The organism is Aureibaculum flavum, assembly GCF_016406085.1.
GTDB classification, from domain to species: domain Bacteria; phylum Bacteroidota; class Bacteroidia; order Flavobacteriales; family Flavobacteriaceae; genus Aureibaculum; species Aureibaculum flavum.
Map to the genome: position 1 here is coordinate 518,232 of NZ_JAEHFJ010000003.1, position 18,451 is coordinate 536,682.

The 18,451-nt window shown below is 33.9% G+C and carries 10 protein-coding genes; all 10 read left to right on the top strand.

Annotation, left to right across the window (positions count from 1 at the left end; genetic code table 11):
- The first annotated feature begins 12 nt into the window (after positions 1-12).
- The 10 genes from JBL43_RS08160 to JBL43_RS08205 all read left to right on the top strand — a co-directional run bounded on the left by JBL43_RS08160 (position 13) and on the right by JBL43_RS08205 (position 18,436).
- On the top strand, positions 13-1,731 hold the full coding sequence (locus tag JBL43_RS08160; protein WP_198840957.1) for a RagB/SusD family nutrient uptake outer membrane protein: 1,719 nt from the start codon (positions 13-15) through the stop codon (positions 1,729-1,731).
- Positions 1,732-2,153: 422 nt separating this feature from the next.
- Positions 2,154-3,203 (top strand): alpha-L-fucosidase, encoded by a 1,050-nt coding sequence (locus JBL43_RS08165; RefSeq protein ID WP_198840958.1) that lies wholly within the window; start codon positions 2,154-2,156, stop codon positions 3,201-3,203.
- Between the two features lie 10 nt (positions 3,204-3,213).
- The gene (locus tag JBL43_RS08170; RefSeq protein ID WP_198840959.1) at positions 3,214-4,728 is read left to right on the top strand and encodes a sulfatase family protein; all 1,515 of its coding nucleotides are present in this window, start codon (positions 3,214-3,216) and stop codon (positions 4,726-4,728) included.
- Between the two features lie 3 nt (positions 4,729-4,731).
- Positions 4,732-6,384 carry an alpha-L-fucosidase gene (locus JBL43_RS08175; RefSeq protein ID WP_198840960.1) on the top strand — a complete coding sequence of 551 codons (1,653 nt, stop codon included), beginning with the start codon at positions 4,732-4,734 and terminating at the stop codon, positions 6,382-6,384.
- 18 nt (positions 6,385-6,402) lie between these two features.
- The gene (locus JBL43_RS08180; protein WP_198840961.1) at positions 6,403-8,997 is read left to right on the top strand and encodes a beta-glucosidase; all 2,595 of its coding nucleotides are present in this window, start codon (positions 6,403-6,405) and stop codon (positions 8,995-8,997) included.
- A gap of 12 nt (positions 8,998-9,009) precedes the next feature.
- The gene (locus tag JBL43_RS08185) at positions 9,010-10,608 is read left to right on the top strand and encodes a sulfatase family protein (RefSeq protein WP_198840962.1); all 1,599 of its coding nucleotides are present in this window, start codon (positions 9,010-9,012) and stop codon (positions 10,606-10,608) included.
- A complete protein-coding gene (locus JBL43_RS08190) occupies positions 10,601-12,913 on the top strand; it encodes a glycoside hydrolase family 95 protein (RefSeq protein ID WP_198840963.1) in 2,313 nt (770 codons plus the stop codon). Before JBL43_RS08185 ends, JBL43_RS08190 begins: the two co-directional genes overlap by 8 nt.
- Positions 12,914-12,923: 10 nt before the next feature.
- Entirely contained in the window at positions 12,924-14,300 is a 1,377-nt protein-coding gene (locus JBL43_RS08195) for a sulfatase family protein (protein WP_198840964.1), read from the top strand.
- 13 nt (positions 14,301-14,313) lie between these two features.
- Positions 14,314-16,998 (top strand): glycoside hydrolase family 3 C-terminal domain-containing protein, encoded by a 2,685-nt coding sequence (locus JBL43_RS08200; RefSeq protein ID WP_233098719.1) that lies wholly within the window; start codon positions 14,314-14,316, stop codon positions 16,996-16,998.
- 7 nt (positions 16,999-17,005) lie between these two features.
- A complete protein-coding gene (locus tag JBL43_RS08205) occupies positions 17,006-18,436 on the top strand; it encodes a glycoside hydrolase family 30 protein (protein WP_198840965.1) in 1,431 nt (476 codons plus the stop codon).
- The last annotated feature ends 15 nt before the right edge of the window (positions 18,437-18,451 follow it).

The following is an 18,451-nucleotide window of genomic DNA, read 5'->3' on the forward strand; positions in this document are numbered from 1 at the left end:
TTTATACTAATTATGAAAAAAATAATTTATATTCTAACAATATGCTCGGCAATCTTAATGGTGTCGTGTGACGATGATATATTGGAAAGAACCCCTCTAGATGAAATATCAGAGCCAGCTTTCTGGAAATCAGGAAGTGATTTAGAGTTGTATACAAACTCTTTTTATAATAAACTACCCGGATGGTCTGGTGTAGGTTTTGGTAGTGCTCAAATGCCTGATACAGGTACAGATTTCGGGTTGGGTACAGGTGCAGGATCTAGATTGAATGGTACTCAAGGTATCCCTGACGAGGCTAACAGATCGCTTTGGAGTTGGGATGAAATAAGGCAAGCAAATTATTTTGCATCAAATGTTGATAAAGCCGTGGGTGAAGAGGCCAATATTAATCAATTTAAAGGTGAAGGATTATTCTTTAGAGCCTACTTCTATTTTGATTTATTAAAAAAATATGGAGCCGTTCCTATTTATAAGGAGTATTTTAATAATTTAGATACAGAGGCTTTATATAGAGCTAGATCGCCACGTAATGAAGTGGCTGATTTTATACTTGCGGACCTTGATATGGCAATTTCATTATTGAAAACAAAAGCTAATCTAAGTCAGCCTCGTGTAAGTAAAGAAGCAGCTCAATTACTAAAAGCCACAATTGCACTTTACGAAGGTACATGGGAAAAATATCACAATGGAACTGCCTTTGGTGTCACTGGCTCTGACGGTACTGCTTATTTGGAACAAGCTGCCGATGCCGCTAAAGACCTTATAGATGGAGGCACAAGAAGCTTACACTCTAGCTATAGCGGTTTGTTTAACCAAACGAACCTGAGTGCTAATAACGAAATTATTCTTTGGAAACAATATGATTTTGTTGGTTTAGGAAATTCTTTTGGTAACGATGCTCAAGTTTTTTGGCCAAATAAATACTCTTATGCATTAGATGCTATACGCAGTTATTTATGTATAGATGGTTTGCCTACAGCTATAAGTACACTACCTACAACCGATACTGAGCTAGCAAACATTGAGACTAATAGAGATCCAAGACTGGCTGAAACACTTATGGTTCCAGGAGATGTAGTTCGTGTTAATATTGATAACTCTATAGTCTCTTGGACTGCACCAAATATAAGTGAGAGTGTTGGTGCCTATGAGGGTCAAAAATATAGAATTCCAGAATTAGATGCTACTACGGGTAATTTCACAAGAAATACGGCTAAAATTCTTATGAGATATGGTGAAGCCTTACTTATATATGCTGAAGCTAAAGCAGAATTAGGAACCATAACGCAAGAGGACTTAGATATCTCTATCAATGCATTACGTGAAAGAGCCGGTTTTGATTTTATTGCTAATCCAACTGCCAAACTTACTTTAGCACCCGTTACAGATCCAAATTGGCCAGATTATGGTCACAGTATATCGCCTATTATTCAAGAAATAAGAAGAGAAAGAGTTGTAGAGTTAATGAATGAAGGCTTTAGACTTGATGATTTAATGCGTTGGGGGGCTCATAAGCTTTTTGTTGGAAAAAGACCAAAAGGTGCCTATTTTGAGACTCTGATATCGGATGTTTCAGGATCTCAAGATGTTGATGAAAATGGTTACCTTGATCCATTTGCTGGGTCTATGCCAGATGGTTTTGGCTTTATTCCGGAGCGAGATTATTTACTTGCTATACCAGCTGAAGAGTTAGTGCTTAATACAAACCTAACTCAAAATCCAGGTTGGTAATAGCGTTTTAAATAAAAATAATATTTGAGTTTGATATAAGAGGGAGGATGTAAAAGTTTTCCCTTTTATTTTATCCTGTCATTAATAAATGTATGTTTTGAATTCTGTTTTTGGGTTCTTTATATAGCTCTTTCTTATTAAAAATTTTTAGATAAAATAGAATCATATTTTTATCTTCTTTAATTAGTTGTTGGTCGAAAAGAAGTTTTCTTAGAAAAAGGAATGTATACTTTTAGATATTCTTTAAAGGTTTTAACTTTTCAAGTTAGTTTTAAGTAAAAAACCATTTTAATTTTTAATCAAAATAGATTATTTCTAATAAGTTTTTTTATGTTTTAGTATGATAATTATATGTAATAGGTACTTTAAACGAATGGCTTATTTTAAGAACCAAAATTTATATTTATAAATTAACCTTTCCAATGAAAAAGATAACTTTTTTTATGTTTTTTGCATTTATAACTTCTCTTTATGCTCAAAAAACAGTTAATTATTTAGAAGAATCAAAAATAGATTTTAGTAAAAGAATGCAATGGTTTAATGATGCTAAATATGGCATGTTTATTCATTTTGGGTTGTACAGTCAACTTGGAGGTATTTATAAAGGCAATGATGAGGGAAGATATGCTGAGTGGATTCAAGGAAATCAAAATATTCCTCAAGAAGAATATGTAAAGCTTTTGGAAACATGGAATCCAAAAGACTTTAATGCTGATAAGATTGTGAAATTGGCAAAAAAAGCCGGAATGAAGTATTTGGTAGTAACCACCAAACATCATGAAGGGTTTTGTCTTTGGGATTCTAAATATACCGAATTTGATATCGCAAATACGCCTATGAAAGGGCGTGATTTCGTACAAGAATTGGCCGATGCTTGTAAAAAACATGGAATCGTTTTTGGCACTTATTACAGTATTACTGATTGGCATCAAGGTTCACAATATGTAAAAGAAGGTAAAGATTGGGGTTGGGGAATGACGAAAATGCATGAAGGGAAAAAAGAGGAATATGTTCAATATTTAAAAAATCAAATAAAAGAATTAATTGAGAATTACGATACTAATATTATTTGGTTTGATGGAGATTGGGTGGATTGGTGGACTTTAGAAGATGGAGATGATTTGTATCAATACATCAGAGAATTGAAACCTAGCATCATTATAAATAATCGGGTCTCTAAAAGAAAAATTTTCAAAAAAGATTTTGGAACTCCAGAGCAATTTCATTTAGAAGATAAAGTCGATTACTATTGGGAAGCATGTTATACCATGAATGACTCTTGGGGTTTTAAAATAAAAGATACTGATTGGAAAAGTCCGCAAGAAGTGTATGAAAAATTAAAAGATATTAATGGTAAAGGCGGTAATTTTTTATTAAATGTTGGTCCTGACGGTGATGGAAAAGTACCGAAAGAGTCAGCTAAAATTCTATTAGAAGTAGGTAAGATGTTGGCAAAAGAAGAAAAGAAATAGAAACATGGTGATGAACAAAAATATAGGGTACTGTTTACTTCTTTTAGGATTACTTACTATAGGATGTAAAGAAAAGAAGCCTGAACAAAAAGAAGCAACAAAACCAAATATACTTTTCCTTTTTACCGATGATCAACGAGCAGGTACAATAGGAGCAATGGACAGGTATAATGTTCAAACTCCAAACCTGGACAAATTGGTTGAAAAAGGCACCTCATTTACCAATTCATATATTTTTGGAGCAACAACAGCTGCTGTATGTTCACCAAGTAGAGCCATGTTAATGACCGGTCGCTATTTTTTTAATATAGAACCTAATGTGTATGCACAATTTGCATTTCCAAAAGAAGAAAGAGGTAAAAGTGATTTATTAACATTCCCTGAGTATTTTAAGCAAAATGGATATGAAACGTTTGCAACAGGAAAGCAACATAATGGTGAAATTTGGTTAGAAAGAGGTTTTAATCAAATCAAGTCCGCCTTTTTAGGAGGAATGACCACTCATTTTGGTACCAAGGTAAAAGATTATACACCTGATGATGGTTGGTCTAAACCGTATCAAAATAAAGAAAAGTTTAGTAGTGAGGTTTTTGCGGATGCTGCTGTTGGGTTTTTAGATTCTTATAAAAAAGAAGCTCCTTTTCTTATGTATGTTGCATTCACAGCACCACATGATCCTCGCACTCCACCGCAAGAGTTTAAAGAGATGTATCCATCTGAAGAGATTAAGCTTCCCAAAAATTTTATGCCGCAACATCCATTTGAAATTGCCGATGATCATATTAGAGATGAAAGGTTAGCTCCTTTTCCACGAACAGAAGCTAGAGTTCAAAAAGAAATTTCAGATTATTATGCGATGATTACTGCTACCGATGCACAGATAGGTAGAGTCCTAAAGGCGTTAGAAGCTTCAGGGAAGGCAGATAATACCATTATTGTATTTGCAGGTGATAATGGATTGGCATTGGGGCAACACGGTTTATTAGGTAAACAAAATGTTTATGAACATAGTGTAGGTGTTCCATTAATTTTTATTGGGCCAAATATTCCTAAAAATGTAAAAAATGACGCATTAGCCTATTTACATGATGTATTTCCCACTTTATGTGGATTAACTGGACTAGCAATTCCTGAATCTATCGAAACGGAAGACCTAACCCCACTATTAAAAGGAGAAAAAAAAGAAGTTAGAAATAGTATGCTTTACGCTTATAACTCTTGGCCTGGTGAAGCTTTTAACCCTAAAGTAAATAATTATGGTGGACAAAGAGCTGTTCGTAAAGGCAATTTTAAACTGATAGTAAATGCAAAGCATGATGTGTTTACCTACCTATTGTTTGATTTATCAAAAGACGCATGGGAACTAAATAACTTGGCAGAAGTTGTAGCTTTTAAAAAGGTAAAAAAAGACATGTTAGAGGAAATGCAAACACTAATTACAAAGACTGGAGATCCAGCACAACTGGATAAAAAGGAGTTTGGACTTTTTGATAATCCAGAAGCCCATAATTTTAAAAAGAAATAGAAAATGAGATTTTCATTATCAGATAAAAATAGGTTTCAAGTAAAATATCAAAAGCCGATTGTAATTCAATTATTTTTTGTGGCTCTGTTGTTTCTGATAAGCACGAATGTAGCAATAGCACAAGAGGAAGAATTATCTTGGGATGAACTAGCAAGTCAATATGAGTGTCCTGATTGGTTTAGAGATGCCAAGTTTGGAATTTGGTTTCATTGGGGGCCGCAAAGTGTTCCAGAACAAGGTGGTGGCTGGTATGCAAGACATATGTACATGAAAGATGTTGGACGTCAGAAGTTTGGAAAAATGGCAAATCCATATCACTTACAAACATATGGACATCCATCAAAATTTGGTTTTAAAGACATTATAAATGAGTGGAAAGCGGAAAAATTTGACGCTGAAGCACTTATTAAATTCTCTAAAAATAATGGTGCCAAATATATCGTGGCATTGGCAAATCATCACGATCATTTTGATTTGTTCAATTCAACATATCACGATTGGAATGCCGTAAATATGGGGCCAAAAAAAGATATTATAAAAGCTTTTGCGGATGCCACTAGAGCAGAAGGAATGAAGTTTGGTGTAACCAGTCACGATAATCGATTTCTAAGTTGGTGGTTGCCTGCTTTTGGGGCAGACGAAAGTGGAGAATATAAAGGCGTGCCTTATGATGGAAGATTAACTAAAGAAGACGGAAAAGGAAAATGGTGGGAAGGTTATGATCCGGCAGATTTATATGGCCCAATTCCAGAAAATAGAACACCAGAAGTTATAGAGAAAATTAAAGAAAATTGGGAACTACGTCATTTAGAATTGGTCAATAAATACAAGCCTGATATTTTATATTATGATGGTTTTAATTTTGCTTACGGAGAACATGGTAAAGCGGTAAGTGCGAAAATGTATAACAACAGTTTAAAGGAAAACGGAAAGATAGATGCCGTTATGTTATTGAAAGCTCCTATCGCTGGTACGGTTACGGAGGTTGAAAGTGGAGGAAGTAACACCTTAAGAGCAGAACCTTGGCAATCTGAAATAACCTTTACCGATTGGTTTTATAAAAAAGACAGACACTTAACGCATAATGCTAGAACCATTTTAGAAATGCTAATTGAGGCAGTAAGTAAAAATGGTAATTTATTACTTAATATAGAGTTGAATCCTGATGGAACTATTCCTCCAGAACAAGAAGTAATTATAAATACTGTAGGTGATTGGCTTAAGGTAAATGGAGAAGCTATTTATGCAACAAGACCTTGGAAAGTTTATGGTGATGGTAAAAGTGTGCGAGGAGAATCTGAAACAGTTAGCAATGGAGAAATAAGAAATGCTGGTGATGATATTGTTACAAAGAAAAAAACAGCTGAACATTACAATCAGAGAACTACAGCTTCACCAGAATATGCTTCTGATGAGGTGCGATTTACTAAAAAGGGTGATAATTTATATATTTTGATTATGAACCCAACAAAAGGCAAACTAATAATTCCGACCTTTGGGTTAAAGAATGAAATGGGGCCAGGGAAGCTTAAAAAACTTTACCGATTAAATACAAAAACGAAAGTAAAGTTTGTGCAAACAAATGAGCATACAAGCATAACAATACCGCTCATAAATGGTAGAAGTTATCCAATAGTTTTAAAGGTTTTTTTATAATTTTTTAATGAATTAAGTATGAAAAAGTTACATTTTTGTTGGTTCATAGTATTGCAATTTTATGTTAATGTAAGTTTTGGGCAACAGGTTAAATTCCCATTTGAAGATGCATCATTAAGTATCGATTTTAGAGTAAATGATCTGGTTTCTAGAATGACATTGGAGGAAAAAGTTTCTCAAATGATGAATGAGTCTCCGGAAATTAAAAGGCTTCATATTCCTGAATATGAATGGTGGAACGAGTGTTTACACGGTGTGGCTCGTGCAGGTAAAGCCACTGTTTTTCCTCAGGCTATTGGTTTAGCGGCAACATGGGATACGAATTTGATTTATCGTTCGGCTATGTCTATTTCTGATGAAGCACGAGCTAAATATAATGAAGCACAACGAAATAACGAGTTCAAACGTTATCAGGGCTTAACCTTTTGGACACCTAATGTAAATATCTTTCGTGATCCACGTTGGGGAAGAGGCCAGGAAACTTATGGTGAAGATCCTTATTTAACAGGTCGTATGGGCGTCAATTTTGTCAAAGGACTTCAGGGAGACAATCCAGATTATCTTAAATTGGTTGCTACTCCTAAACACTTTGCTGTACATAATGGTCCAGAACCAGAAAGACATTTTTTTGATGCATTAACCAATGAAAGAGATTTTTATGATACTTACCTTCCTGCTTTTGAGGTATGTATAAAAGAAGGAAAAGCATACTCCATAATGGGTGCCTATAATCGTTATATGGGTGAACCCTGTTGTGCAAGTCATCGTTTGTTAAACGATATTTTACGAAAAGATTGGGGATTTGAAGGCTACGTTGTTTCAGATTGCGGTGCAATTCGAGATATTCATGATTATCATAATTTTGTAGACTCCAAAGAAGAAGCGGCTGCTGTTGCGGTTAAAGCAGGTTGCGATTTAAATTGTGGTGATCGTTATACATATTTGACAAATGCAGTGGCAAAAGGTGATATTACTGAAGATGAAATAGATATTTCTTTAAAAAGATTGTTTAAGGCTCGTTTTAAACTAGGAATGTTTGATGCTCCAGAAAAAGTGCCTTATTCGAAGATTTCAATGGATGTAGTTAGTTCTCCAAAACACCGAGCATTGGCCTTAGAGACAGCTCAAAAATCGATGGTATTATTGAAGAATGAAGATAACACATTGCCGCTTAAAAAAAATATTAAATCTATTGCAGTTGTTGGTCCTAATGCCAATCATCTTGAAGTCTTATTGGGGAACTACAATGGATTTCCTGAGAATTATATAACTCCTCTTGAAGGAATAAAAAATAAGGTATCAAAAGACACTAAAGTTTATTTTGAAACAGGATGTAATCTAATTGATTCTGAAAAAGCATTTTCATTAATTCCAACAGAATTTTTAAGTTATCAAGGAAAATCAGGTTTACAGGCTACTTATTATAATAGCGGCGACTTATCAGGAGCATCTTTACCTACCAGAATTGAAAAGGTAATTAATTCTAATTGGAATTCAAATCCTCTAGAATTATTAGAAAAAGATGGTGAATTCTCTGTAAATCTAACAGGAACACTAAAGGTTGAAGTATCTGGTGAATATACATTGTCACTTTTAGCTAAGAAAGGGTATAAGTTATCTATTAATAATGAAGTGTTAATTGATAATTGGAAAGAACCGAAAAGCAAAAGATTAACGACTAAAGTGTTTTTGAAGAAAGGTAAAAAATACGCTATCGATATTGATTGTGCTCAAATTGGCTATCCATCAAAAATGAAGTTAGAATGGATAACACCAGAAAAAACTTCTTATGATAAAGCCATTGAAATCGCTAAAAAATCTGAGGTAGTTATTTTTGTTGGAGGTATTTCTGCCAATGTGGAAGGTGAGCAAATGCGTGTTACTTATGATGGGTTTGACGGCGGTGATAAAACCAATATTAAGTTACCTGCAATACAAAAACAATTAATTAAAGATTTACATGCCACAGGTAAACCTGTTATATTAGTACTACTAAATGGTAGTGCATTGGCTGTTAATTGGGAAGAAGAAAACTTACCAGCTATATTAGAAGCTTGGTATCCTGGTGAGCTTGGTGGCACCGCTATATCAGATGTATTATTTGGCGATTACAATCCATCAGGACGTTTACCTGTAACTTTTTATAAGTCGATAAAAGATTTACCTCCATTTGTAAATTATGCTATGAAAGGCCGTACTTATCGTTACTTTGAAGGTGAAACTCTTTACCCTTTTGGTTACGGATTAAGTTATACGTCATTTGATTATAATAATATAAAATTAACAAATCAAAAAATAAAGGCTAACGAATCAACATCAGTAAGTATTGATGTTACTAACATTGGAAAATTTCAAGGAGATGAAGTAGTTCAGCTATATATAAAAGATTTGGAAAGTAAAGAAGTAAGACCCTTAAAAAGTCTTAGAGGTATCAAAAGAATTTCATTAGATCCTCAAGAAACAATTCAAGTAAATTTCACCATAAAACCAGAAGATTTATCCTTTCATGACTTTGAACAAAACAAGCAAGTTGTAGAACCGGGATTATTCCAAATTGGAATAGGAAAGTCTTCTGATGATTTTATAAATATTAATTTAGAAGTAACAAACTAAACTTAAAACCAAATGCAAAAAAGAAGATTATTTTATTTAGGAATTCTTACACTATCTCTATTTATTTTCACTGTTGGTTGTAAAAATAAAACAGAAGCTAAACAAGAGGTAAAAGATACACGCCCAAATATTTTATATATAATGGCTGACGATCATACATCACAAGCATGGGGTGTATATGATGGTATTTTAAAAGATTATGTGCATACACCAAATATTCAGCGGTTAGCAGAAGAAGGAACGGTTTTAGATAATTGCTTGGTCTCAAATTCTATCTGTTCTCCAAGTAGAGCAACAATTCTTACAGGTCAGTACAGCCACGTTAACGGTGTAACAATTTTAGCGGGAGGTTTACCTTCCAAACATCCAACTATTGCGGGTGTTATGCAACGCGGAGGTTATCAAACTTCAATTATAGGCAAATGGCATTTAAAACAAGAACCTACAGATGAGTTTGATTATTATAGCGTTTTACCAGGGCAAGGAAGGTATTGGAACCCGATTTTAAAAACCAAAGAAAATTGGAAAGATTATATGCAAGGTGGTAAGCCCTATGAAGGTTTTAGTACCGATGTAATTGCAGATAAAACCATTGATTGGATGGAAAAACGCGATACTACCAAGCCTTTTATGATGATGTGTCATTTTAAAGCAACTCATGAACCTTTTGATTACCCTGAACGTTTTAGTCATTTATATAGAGATGAAGATATTCCTGTTCCAAGTACATTTTATGATCAAGGTGCTGAAACTACAGGTAGATCTTTTAAAGGACAGTCTGTAGACAATTTGAAGAAAAGGTATTTAAAGGCTTCAGAAGATCCAGATAATGTGCCTGGTTACATGCAATATCCAGAATTACCATTTGATGTAGATGGTTTAACAAATGATCAAGCACGTTACAAAACCTATCAAAAATATGTAAAAGATTTTATGCGTTGTGGTGCTGCGATAGATGATAATATTGGGAAATTATTAAAATATCTTGAAGAATCTGGACTAGCAGAAAACACCATTGTCATTTACACTGCAGATCAAGGATACTTTTTAGGAGAACACGGATGGTTCGACAAACGATTAATTTATGAAGAATCAATTCATATGCCTTTTGTAATTCGATATCCAAAAGAAATTCCTGCAAATACGCGTAACACAGATCTAATAGAAAATGTAGATTTTTCCGCATTATTTGCAGACTATGCAGGTCTTGAATATCCAGAAACAATGCAAGGTCATAGTTTCCGAGAAAACTTAAAAGGGAATACGTCTAAAGATTGGCGTAAATATGCGTACTACCGTTATTGGGATCATTCTATAGACCGTCCTGGGCATTTCGGTGTTAGAGGTCAACGTTATAAATTGGCTTTTTATTACGGTAATGGACTCAAGGAAAACGGATACACCAAAGAGAATCAACCTAAAAAATATTGGGACTTCTTTGATTTAGAGAAAGATCCTAAAGAAACTCATAATGCATATAATGATGCAGAGTATCAAGATATCATAAAAGAGATGAAAGTAGAAATTATAAAGCAACGAGAAGCTTTAGGAGATACCGATCCTGATAATCAAGAAATTCATGATATAATTAAAGCACACTGGAATGACTAGTATACCAAACAATATAAAATTATTTATCGTAAGTATTTGTAGCTATTTGTTTTTAAATACGGCACAAGCACAAGAGCAGTTGAAGTTGTATTATGACAAACCTGCCGAAAAATGGACAGAAGCCTTACCGATAGGTAACGGTAGTTTAGGGGCTATGATTTATGGTGATGTATCTCAAGAACACATTCAGTTTAATGAAGAAACATTGTGGGCTGGAAAACCACATGATTATGCTCATAAAGGTGCCTATAAATATTTAGGAGAAATAAGACAATTATTGACTGATGGTAAACAAAGAGAAGCTCAAGATTTAGGGAATAAAGAATTTATGAGTGTGCCATTGAAGCAAATACATTATCAACCTTTTGGTGATGTATATATTGATTTTCCTGGCCATGAAAAATATTCAGAATATGCTAGAGAATTAGATCTTAATAATGCGGTTAGTAAAGTTTCGTATAAGGTTAATAAAGTAATATATAAACGCGAAGTACTTTCAAGTTATCCAGATCAAATTATTGCAATCAATTTAACCGCAAGTGAATCAAAAGCATTGAATTTTAGTATTTGGTTAGATGCAATTCATGAAGAAAAGCAAGTTACAACAAGTGCAAATTCGCAAACGTTGGAAGTTCACGTAAAGGATGGCGTTTTAAAAGGGTTATCAACCATAAAAGTAACTACTGATGGTACAATAGAGTCTAAAAATGGAAAGCTCTCAGTCGCCAATGCATCAAGAGCCTCTATCTATTTATCAGCAGCGACCAATTATAAAAACTTTAAAGATGTTTCGGGTAATCCTCAACAGATAGTAAAAGAGACGTTAGAAAAAATTAAGGCTAAAAAGTATAAAAAAGTAAAAGATACGCACATCAAAGATTATCAATCATTATTTAATCGTTTTCAAATTGATTTTGGTGATAACGGAAAATCTAAAGAGGTAACTAATAAGCGGATTTTTGATTTTTGGAAGAATCCTAGCGATCCTCAATTGCTTTCTTTATATGTTCAATATGGTCGTTATTTAATGATTGCAAGTAGCCGTCCAGGCACTAAGCCTCCAACCTTACAAGGGCTTTGGAATGATAAAATAAAACCGCCATGGTTTAGTAGTTACACTACCAACATAAATTTAGAAATGAATTATTGGCCAGTGGAAGTTGCGAACTTAAGTGAATGCCATGAGCCATTATTTGATTTTATCAAAGATGTTTCTGAAACAGGAAAAAATGTTGCGAAAGAGCATTATGATGCAAACGGATGGATTGTACATCATAACGTAGATATTTGGCGTGGTGCAGCACCAGTAAATAATGCCAATCATGGCCTTTGGCTGTCTGGTAGTGCATGGCTTTGTTCACATATTTGGGAACATTATTTGTTTACACAGGATAAGAAATTTTTAAAAGAAAATTATGCATTAATGCGTGATGCGGCCCTTTTCTATACAGATTTTCTTATTGAAGATCCAAAAACAGGCTACTTAATAAGTACACCTTCTACTTCTCCTGAAATAGGCGGTATGGTAGCTGGCCCTACAATGGATCATCAAATTATAAGAGCTTTGTTTAAAAGTGTTGTTAAGGCAACTGAAATATTAGATACGGATCAAGAGTTTTCAAAAAAACTTCAAGTGATGATTCCTAAAATAGCTCCAAATAAAATTGGAAAATATGGACAATTACAAGAATGGTTAGAAGATAAAGACGACCCAAAATCGCATCACAGACATGTTTCTCATTTATGGGCAGTTTATCCTGGTAACGAAATTAATTATGAGGAAACACCTGAGTTGATGAAGGCAGCAAAACAATCATTAGAGTTTCGCGGTGATAACGGAACAGGGTGGAGTTTGGCTTGGAAAGTTAATTTCTGGTCTAGATTTAAAGATGGCAATAGGGCCTATAAATTACTAGGTGTCTTATTAAGTCCTGCAGAAATACCAGAACGAGAAATTAGTGGAGGTTCATACCCGAATTTATTTGATGCACACCCACCATTTCAAATAGATGGTAATTTTGGTGCCGCAGCTGGTATTATAGAAATGTTGGTACAAAGTCATTTGGGTAAAATAGAATTATTACCTGCATTACCCGATGCATTACCAAAAGGTAACATTTCTGGCGTTGTTGCTAGAGGTGGGTTTGAGTTAGATTTCAAATGGGAGAACTCCCTTTTACAAGAGGTAATAATTACCTCGAAAAAAGGTTCAAAATGTAAATTAAAATACAAGGATAAAGTTATTGAATTTGATACAAAAGTTGGAAAAAAGTATACATTTGACGGTATGCTTAATGCAAAATAAATTAAACACTATGCAATATAATAAGTTTTTAATAGGGGCATTAATTATCCTTTTAAGTAGCAATTTACGAGTTATCGCACAGAATGATTCGTCTAAACCGAATGTCATCATATTTTTTACAGATGATCAAGGGTATCAAGATGTTGGTGTTTTTGGTTCTCCATTAATAAAAACTCCAAACCTTGATAAAATGGCTGATGAGGGTATAAAATTTACCGATTTTTATTCTGCCTCTTCCGTTTGTTCGCCATCGCGTGCAGCATTGCTTACGGGGTCTTATCCGCCACGAGTTGGTGTACCTAAAGTGTTATGGCCAAATTTAGAAGGAGGTTTAAATAACCAAGAGCTTACCATTGCTGATATGCTTAAAACAAAAGGATATAATACAGCTTGTATCGGAAAATGGCATCTTGGAGATGAAGCACAATATTTACCAACAACACAAGGGTTTGATTCTTATTATGGTATTCCTTTTAGTAACGATATGTCTGTGAATCCAAAGTCAAAAGTTTCAGAAGATATCCTCTTTAGAGAAGGTATGACAATTGATAGCCTTCGTGAGCAAAAATGGAGAGGAAGAAAAGTGCCATTAATGAAGCAAGATGAGGTTGTGGAGTATCCTGTAGATCAAACGACATTAACAAAACGATACACAGAAAATGCAGTTGACTTTATTACAGAAAATAAAGACAACCCCTTTTTCTTGTATGTAGCCCATTCCATGCCACATATTCCATTGTATGCTTCAACAGAATTTAAAGGTAAAAGTGCAAGAGGTTTATATGGGGATGTTATTGAGGAGATAGATTGGAGCATGGGTAAGATATTAGAAACGCTTGAAAAATTAAATCTTGACGAAAATACCTTGGTCATTTTCACTTCAGACAATGGACCTTGGAATTTAAAAGATGGGCAAGGTGGAAGTGCATTACCATTAAGAGGTTTTAAGTTTGAAACCTACGAAGGAGGGATGCGTGTACCTATGATTGCCAAGTGGAAAGGTAAAATAAAAGCAGGTATTGTAACGGAAGAAGTAGCTTCAACAATTGATATACTACCTACATTGGCTTATTTGACGGGAGCTGAGCTTTCTGAAAAACCAATTGATGGCAAAAATATGTGGAAATTATTATCCGGTAAAAAAATGAAGTCGCCACATAAAAAAGAAGGGTTTTATTACTATTCAAATACAACGCTTCAAGCTGTAAGAAAAGGAGATTGGAAATTACGTATTGTTAAAGATAAAGTAGAATTGTACAACCTAAAAACGGACATTTCAGAAAGTAAAAATGTGGCATTATCAAACCCTAAAATTGTAAAAAAATTGCAAAAAATGATGGTCGAGTTTGATTCAGATTTAAAAGAAAACCATCATCAGTATAATTAAAAAATTGCAAAACTTGAAAACTATAAATCATTTTATTAAAGTTGTAACTGTTGTAGTTCTTATTATAAGTTCGTTGTCTTTTTCTGATAAGAAAAAACCACCTTATAAAAATTCTAAATTATCAGTTGAGGAACGTGTAAACGATTTACTTAGCAGAATGACGTTAGAAGAAAAGTTCTGGCAAATGTTTATGATTCCTGGCGATTTAAGCGATGGTAAAGAAAAGTACAAACATGGTGTTTTTGGATTTCAAGTATCTTCAAAAGGGAAAAAAGATAATGTTGCAGAGCAAATGATGGATTATGGTTCTTCGGGTAGTGCAGAACAAATGGCCGAAAAAATAAATGAAATTCAACATTATTTTTTGGAAGAAACGCGTTTAGGGATACCAATTATTCCTTTTAATGAGGCCTTACATGGTTTAGCAAGAGATGGAGCGACCACTTTTCCTCAAGCAATAGCGTTGGCAGCAACTTGGGATACTACTTTAGTAAGTAATGTAGCTCGTGCCATAACAAAAGAAACAAAAACTCGTGGTATACGTCAGATATTGTCACCAGTTTTAAATATAGCTCGTGATGTTCGTTGGGGCCGTACGGAAGAAACGTATGGAGAAGATCCATACTTAACCTCTCAAATAGGGTTGTCTTTTATCAGTCAATTTGAAAAAGAAGGGGTTATTACTACACCAAAACATTTTGTAGCTAACGTTGGTGCTGGTGGAAGAGATAGTTATCCAATCAGTTTTAATGAACGCTTGTTAGAAGAAATCTATTTCCCTGCTTTTAAAACTGTTTTTCAAAAAGGAGGAGCAAGATCAGTTATGACCTCGTATAATTCTTTAGATGGCACGCCATGCACCTCTAATGAATGGTTGTTACGTAAAAAATTAAAAGAAGAATGGGGCTTTAAGGGTTTTGTTATTTCAGATGCAGGAGCTACAGGAGGAGCCAATGTGTTGCATTTTACTGCAAAAAATTATGCCGAAGCAACAGAAGATGCTGTTGAAGCAGGTTTGGATGTGATGTTTCAAACCAGTTACAATCATTATCCATTATTTTGGGAGGCTTACAAAACGGGAATGGTAGATATTAAAGCAATTGATGAAGCTGTAAGCAGAATTTTAACGGCTAAGTTTGAATTGGGTTTATTTGAAAATCCATACGTAGATGTTAAAGAAGCCGCCAAATGGAATGGACATAAAGAGCATAGAGCATTAGCCAAAACGGCAGCTTACAAATCAATGGTTTTATTGAAAAATGAAAATGAAATTTTACCTATACATAAATCAACTAAAAAAGTAGCACTAATTGGTTACGATGCAAAAGCAGGACGTTTAGGAGGGTATAGTGGACCTGGAAATAATATAGTTACTCTGTATGATGGTGTTGTAAATAAAATAGGAAAAGATCATGTTTTATATGCTCCCGGAGTGTCATTAAAAGCTGAAAAACATAAGGCTATTACTTCAGAATATTTGTCAACAACAGATGAAAACGGTAAAAGAATTAATGGCTTAAAAGGTGCTTATTTTGATAATATTAAATTGAGTGGCAACCCAAAAGTTGAACGAATAGACAAGCAAATTAAGTTTGGTTGGACTTTATTTTCGCCGCATGAAGATTTACCGTATGATTGGTTTTCGGTACGATGGACAGGTAAATTAAAGGCTCCAAAAACAGGAGATTTTAATATAGGAATTGAAGGTAATGATGGCTATCGTCTGTATTTAGATGGGAAATTAATTATTGATAACTGGCAAAAACAATCTTATAATTCTATCACAAAGACATTCACTTTTGAAGAAGGAAAAGAATATGATATAAAAATTGAGTTTTTTGAATCTGCAGGTAATGCAAAATTCAATTTGGTTTGGGATACTTTTATTGAAAATAAATGGAAACAACAAATAGTTGATGCCGTTGAAATAGCTAAAAAAAGTGATGTTGCTATTGTGTTCGCGGGTATTCATGAAGGAGAATTTCAAGACCGTGCATTATTGGCACTTCCTGGTCATCAAGAAGAATTAATCAAAGCTGTAGTAGCAACGGGTAAACCAACAGTTGTTGTATTGGTAGGTGGTAGTGCTATTACCATGGCAAATTGGAAACAAGATGTAGACGGTATTCTAATGGCATGGTATTCTGGTGAAAATGGAGGAAATGGATTTGCAGATATCTTATTTGGTGATGAAAATCCAGCAGGACGCCTACCTATTACTTTTCCCGTAGATGAAGCACAATGCCCATTATATTACAACAATAAGCCAACAGGTAGAGGAGATAATTATCATAACCTAACAGGGCAACCTTTGTTTCCTTTTGGTTTTGGATTAAGTTATACGTCTTTCGAATATTCTGATTTAAAGTTTAGTAAAAATAATATTCAACCCGAAGACACCGTAAAAATTACATGTACAGTAAAGAATGTTGGTAAAACAAATGGAGATGAAGTAGTTCAATTATATATTCGTGATGAACTGGCTTCTGTAGCACGGCCAATAAAAGAATTGAAAGGCTTTCAACGTATTTCTATAAAAGCAGGAGAACAACAAATGGTAACTTTTCAATTAGGACCTGAAAAATTATCAATGTTAGATAAAGATTTAAAGAGGCTTGTTGAGTCTGGCGATTTTAGAATTATGATTGGAGCTTCATCGAAAGACGTTCGTCTTAGAGGTATACTCACAGTAAAATAAATAATTTATGAGACTTTTAAAAGTAGTAGTAATTGGATTTTTAGTAGTGTTTGCGTCATGTAAAAAACAACATAAAGTAAACTGGGTAAGTAGCACAGATGATAACCTTTGGGTAGAAAAGGTATACGCACCATCTATAAATGAGGCACTTTCAGATATTGCTATAACAATAGATACAAATAAACAACAACAAACAATTACTGGTTTTGGAGGATGTTTTAATGAGTTAGGATGGGATGCATTAGAAATGGTTAAGCCAGAAGAAAAACAACAAATTTTAAATGATTTATTTGATTCTATTGCTGGGTGTAAGTTCAATATTTGTAGAATGCCCATCGGTGCAAATGACTATGCTGTAAATTGGTATAGTCATAACGAAACTCCAGAGGATTTTTCAATGGAAAATTTTTCCATTGATAGAGATAAAAAAAGATTGATTCCATATATAAAAGAAGCACAAAAAATAAATCCTGAAATTGAAGTTTGGGCGTCACCTTGGTGTCCGCCATCATGGATGAAACACAGCAAACATTATGCTTGTAAAGCGAATCCCGAAGTTAATGATTTACCATTAGAATTAAGTTCAACAGAAGAGTTGGTTTCACGTTTTATTATGGAACCAGAATATTTAGAGGCGTATGCATTATACTTTTCAAAATTTGTAAAAGCCTATGAAAAAGAAGGAATAGATATCAGTGCGGTTCATGTCCAAAACGAACCAAATTCAGCTCAAAATTTCCCATCATGCGTATGGAAACCTCAAGATTTAGGAATTTTTATTGCTGATTATTTAGGTCCAAAATTTGAAGCAGAAAATTTAGATACTGACATTTGGTTAGGTACTATTGAACGTCCACAAATAGACCGTGTAAATGATGTTTTAGAATATAAGAACACTAAAGATTATGTAACAGGTGTTGGTTTTCAATGGGCAGGTAAAGGTGCTATAAAAGAGGTACATGCTCAGTATCCAGAAATGCAATTGATGCAGACGGAAACGGAGTGTGGTGATGGTTCTAATGATTGGAAAGCGGCAGAACATACCTTCGAATTAATGAAGCATTATTTTGAAAATGGAGCCAATTCTTATATGTATTGGAATATGGTTTTAGATGAAACTGGAAAAAGTCAATGGGGTTGGAAACAAAATTCTATGATTTCTATTGATAGTAAAACACGAGCAATTGTTTACAATCCAGAATTTTATTTAATGAAACATTTAAGTGCTTTTATTGCACCAGGTTCTATTAAATTGTTAGCAAGCGGTGATACCGATAATTCTATTGTGTTTCTAAATAATCAGAGTAATGAAATAAATGTAATTACTTATAATAATGATGATAATAAACGAACATTAAATCTGAACGTTAATGAGCAAATTATTAAAGCAGAACTAGATCCTAAATCATTCAATACATTAACGATTAGCTTAAATTAGAAGTGTAAATATTAT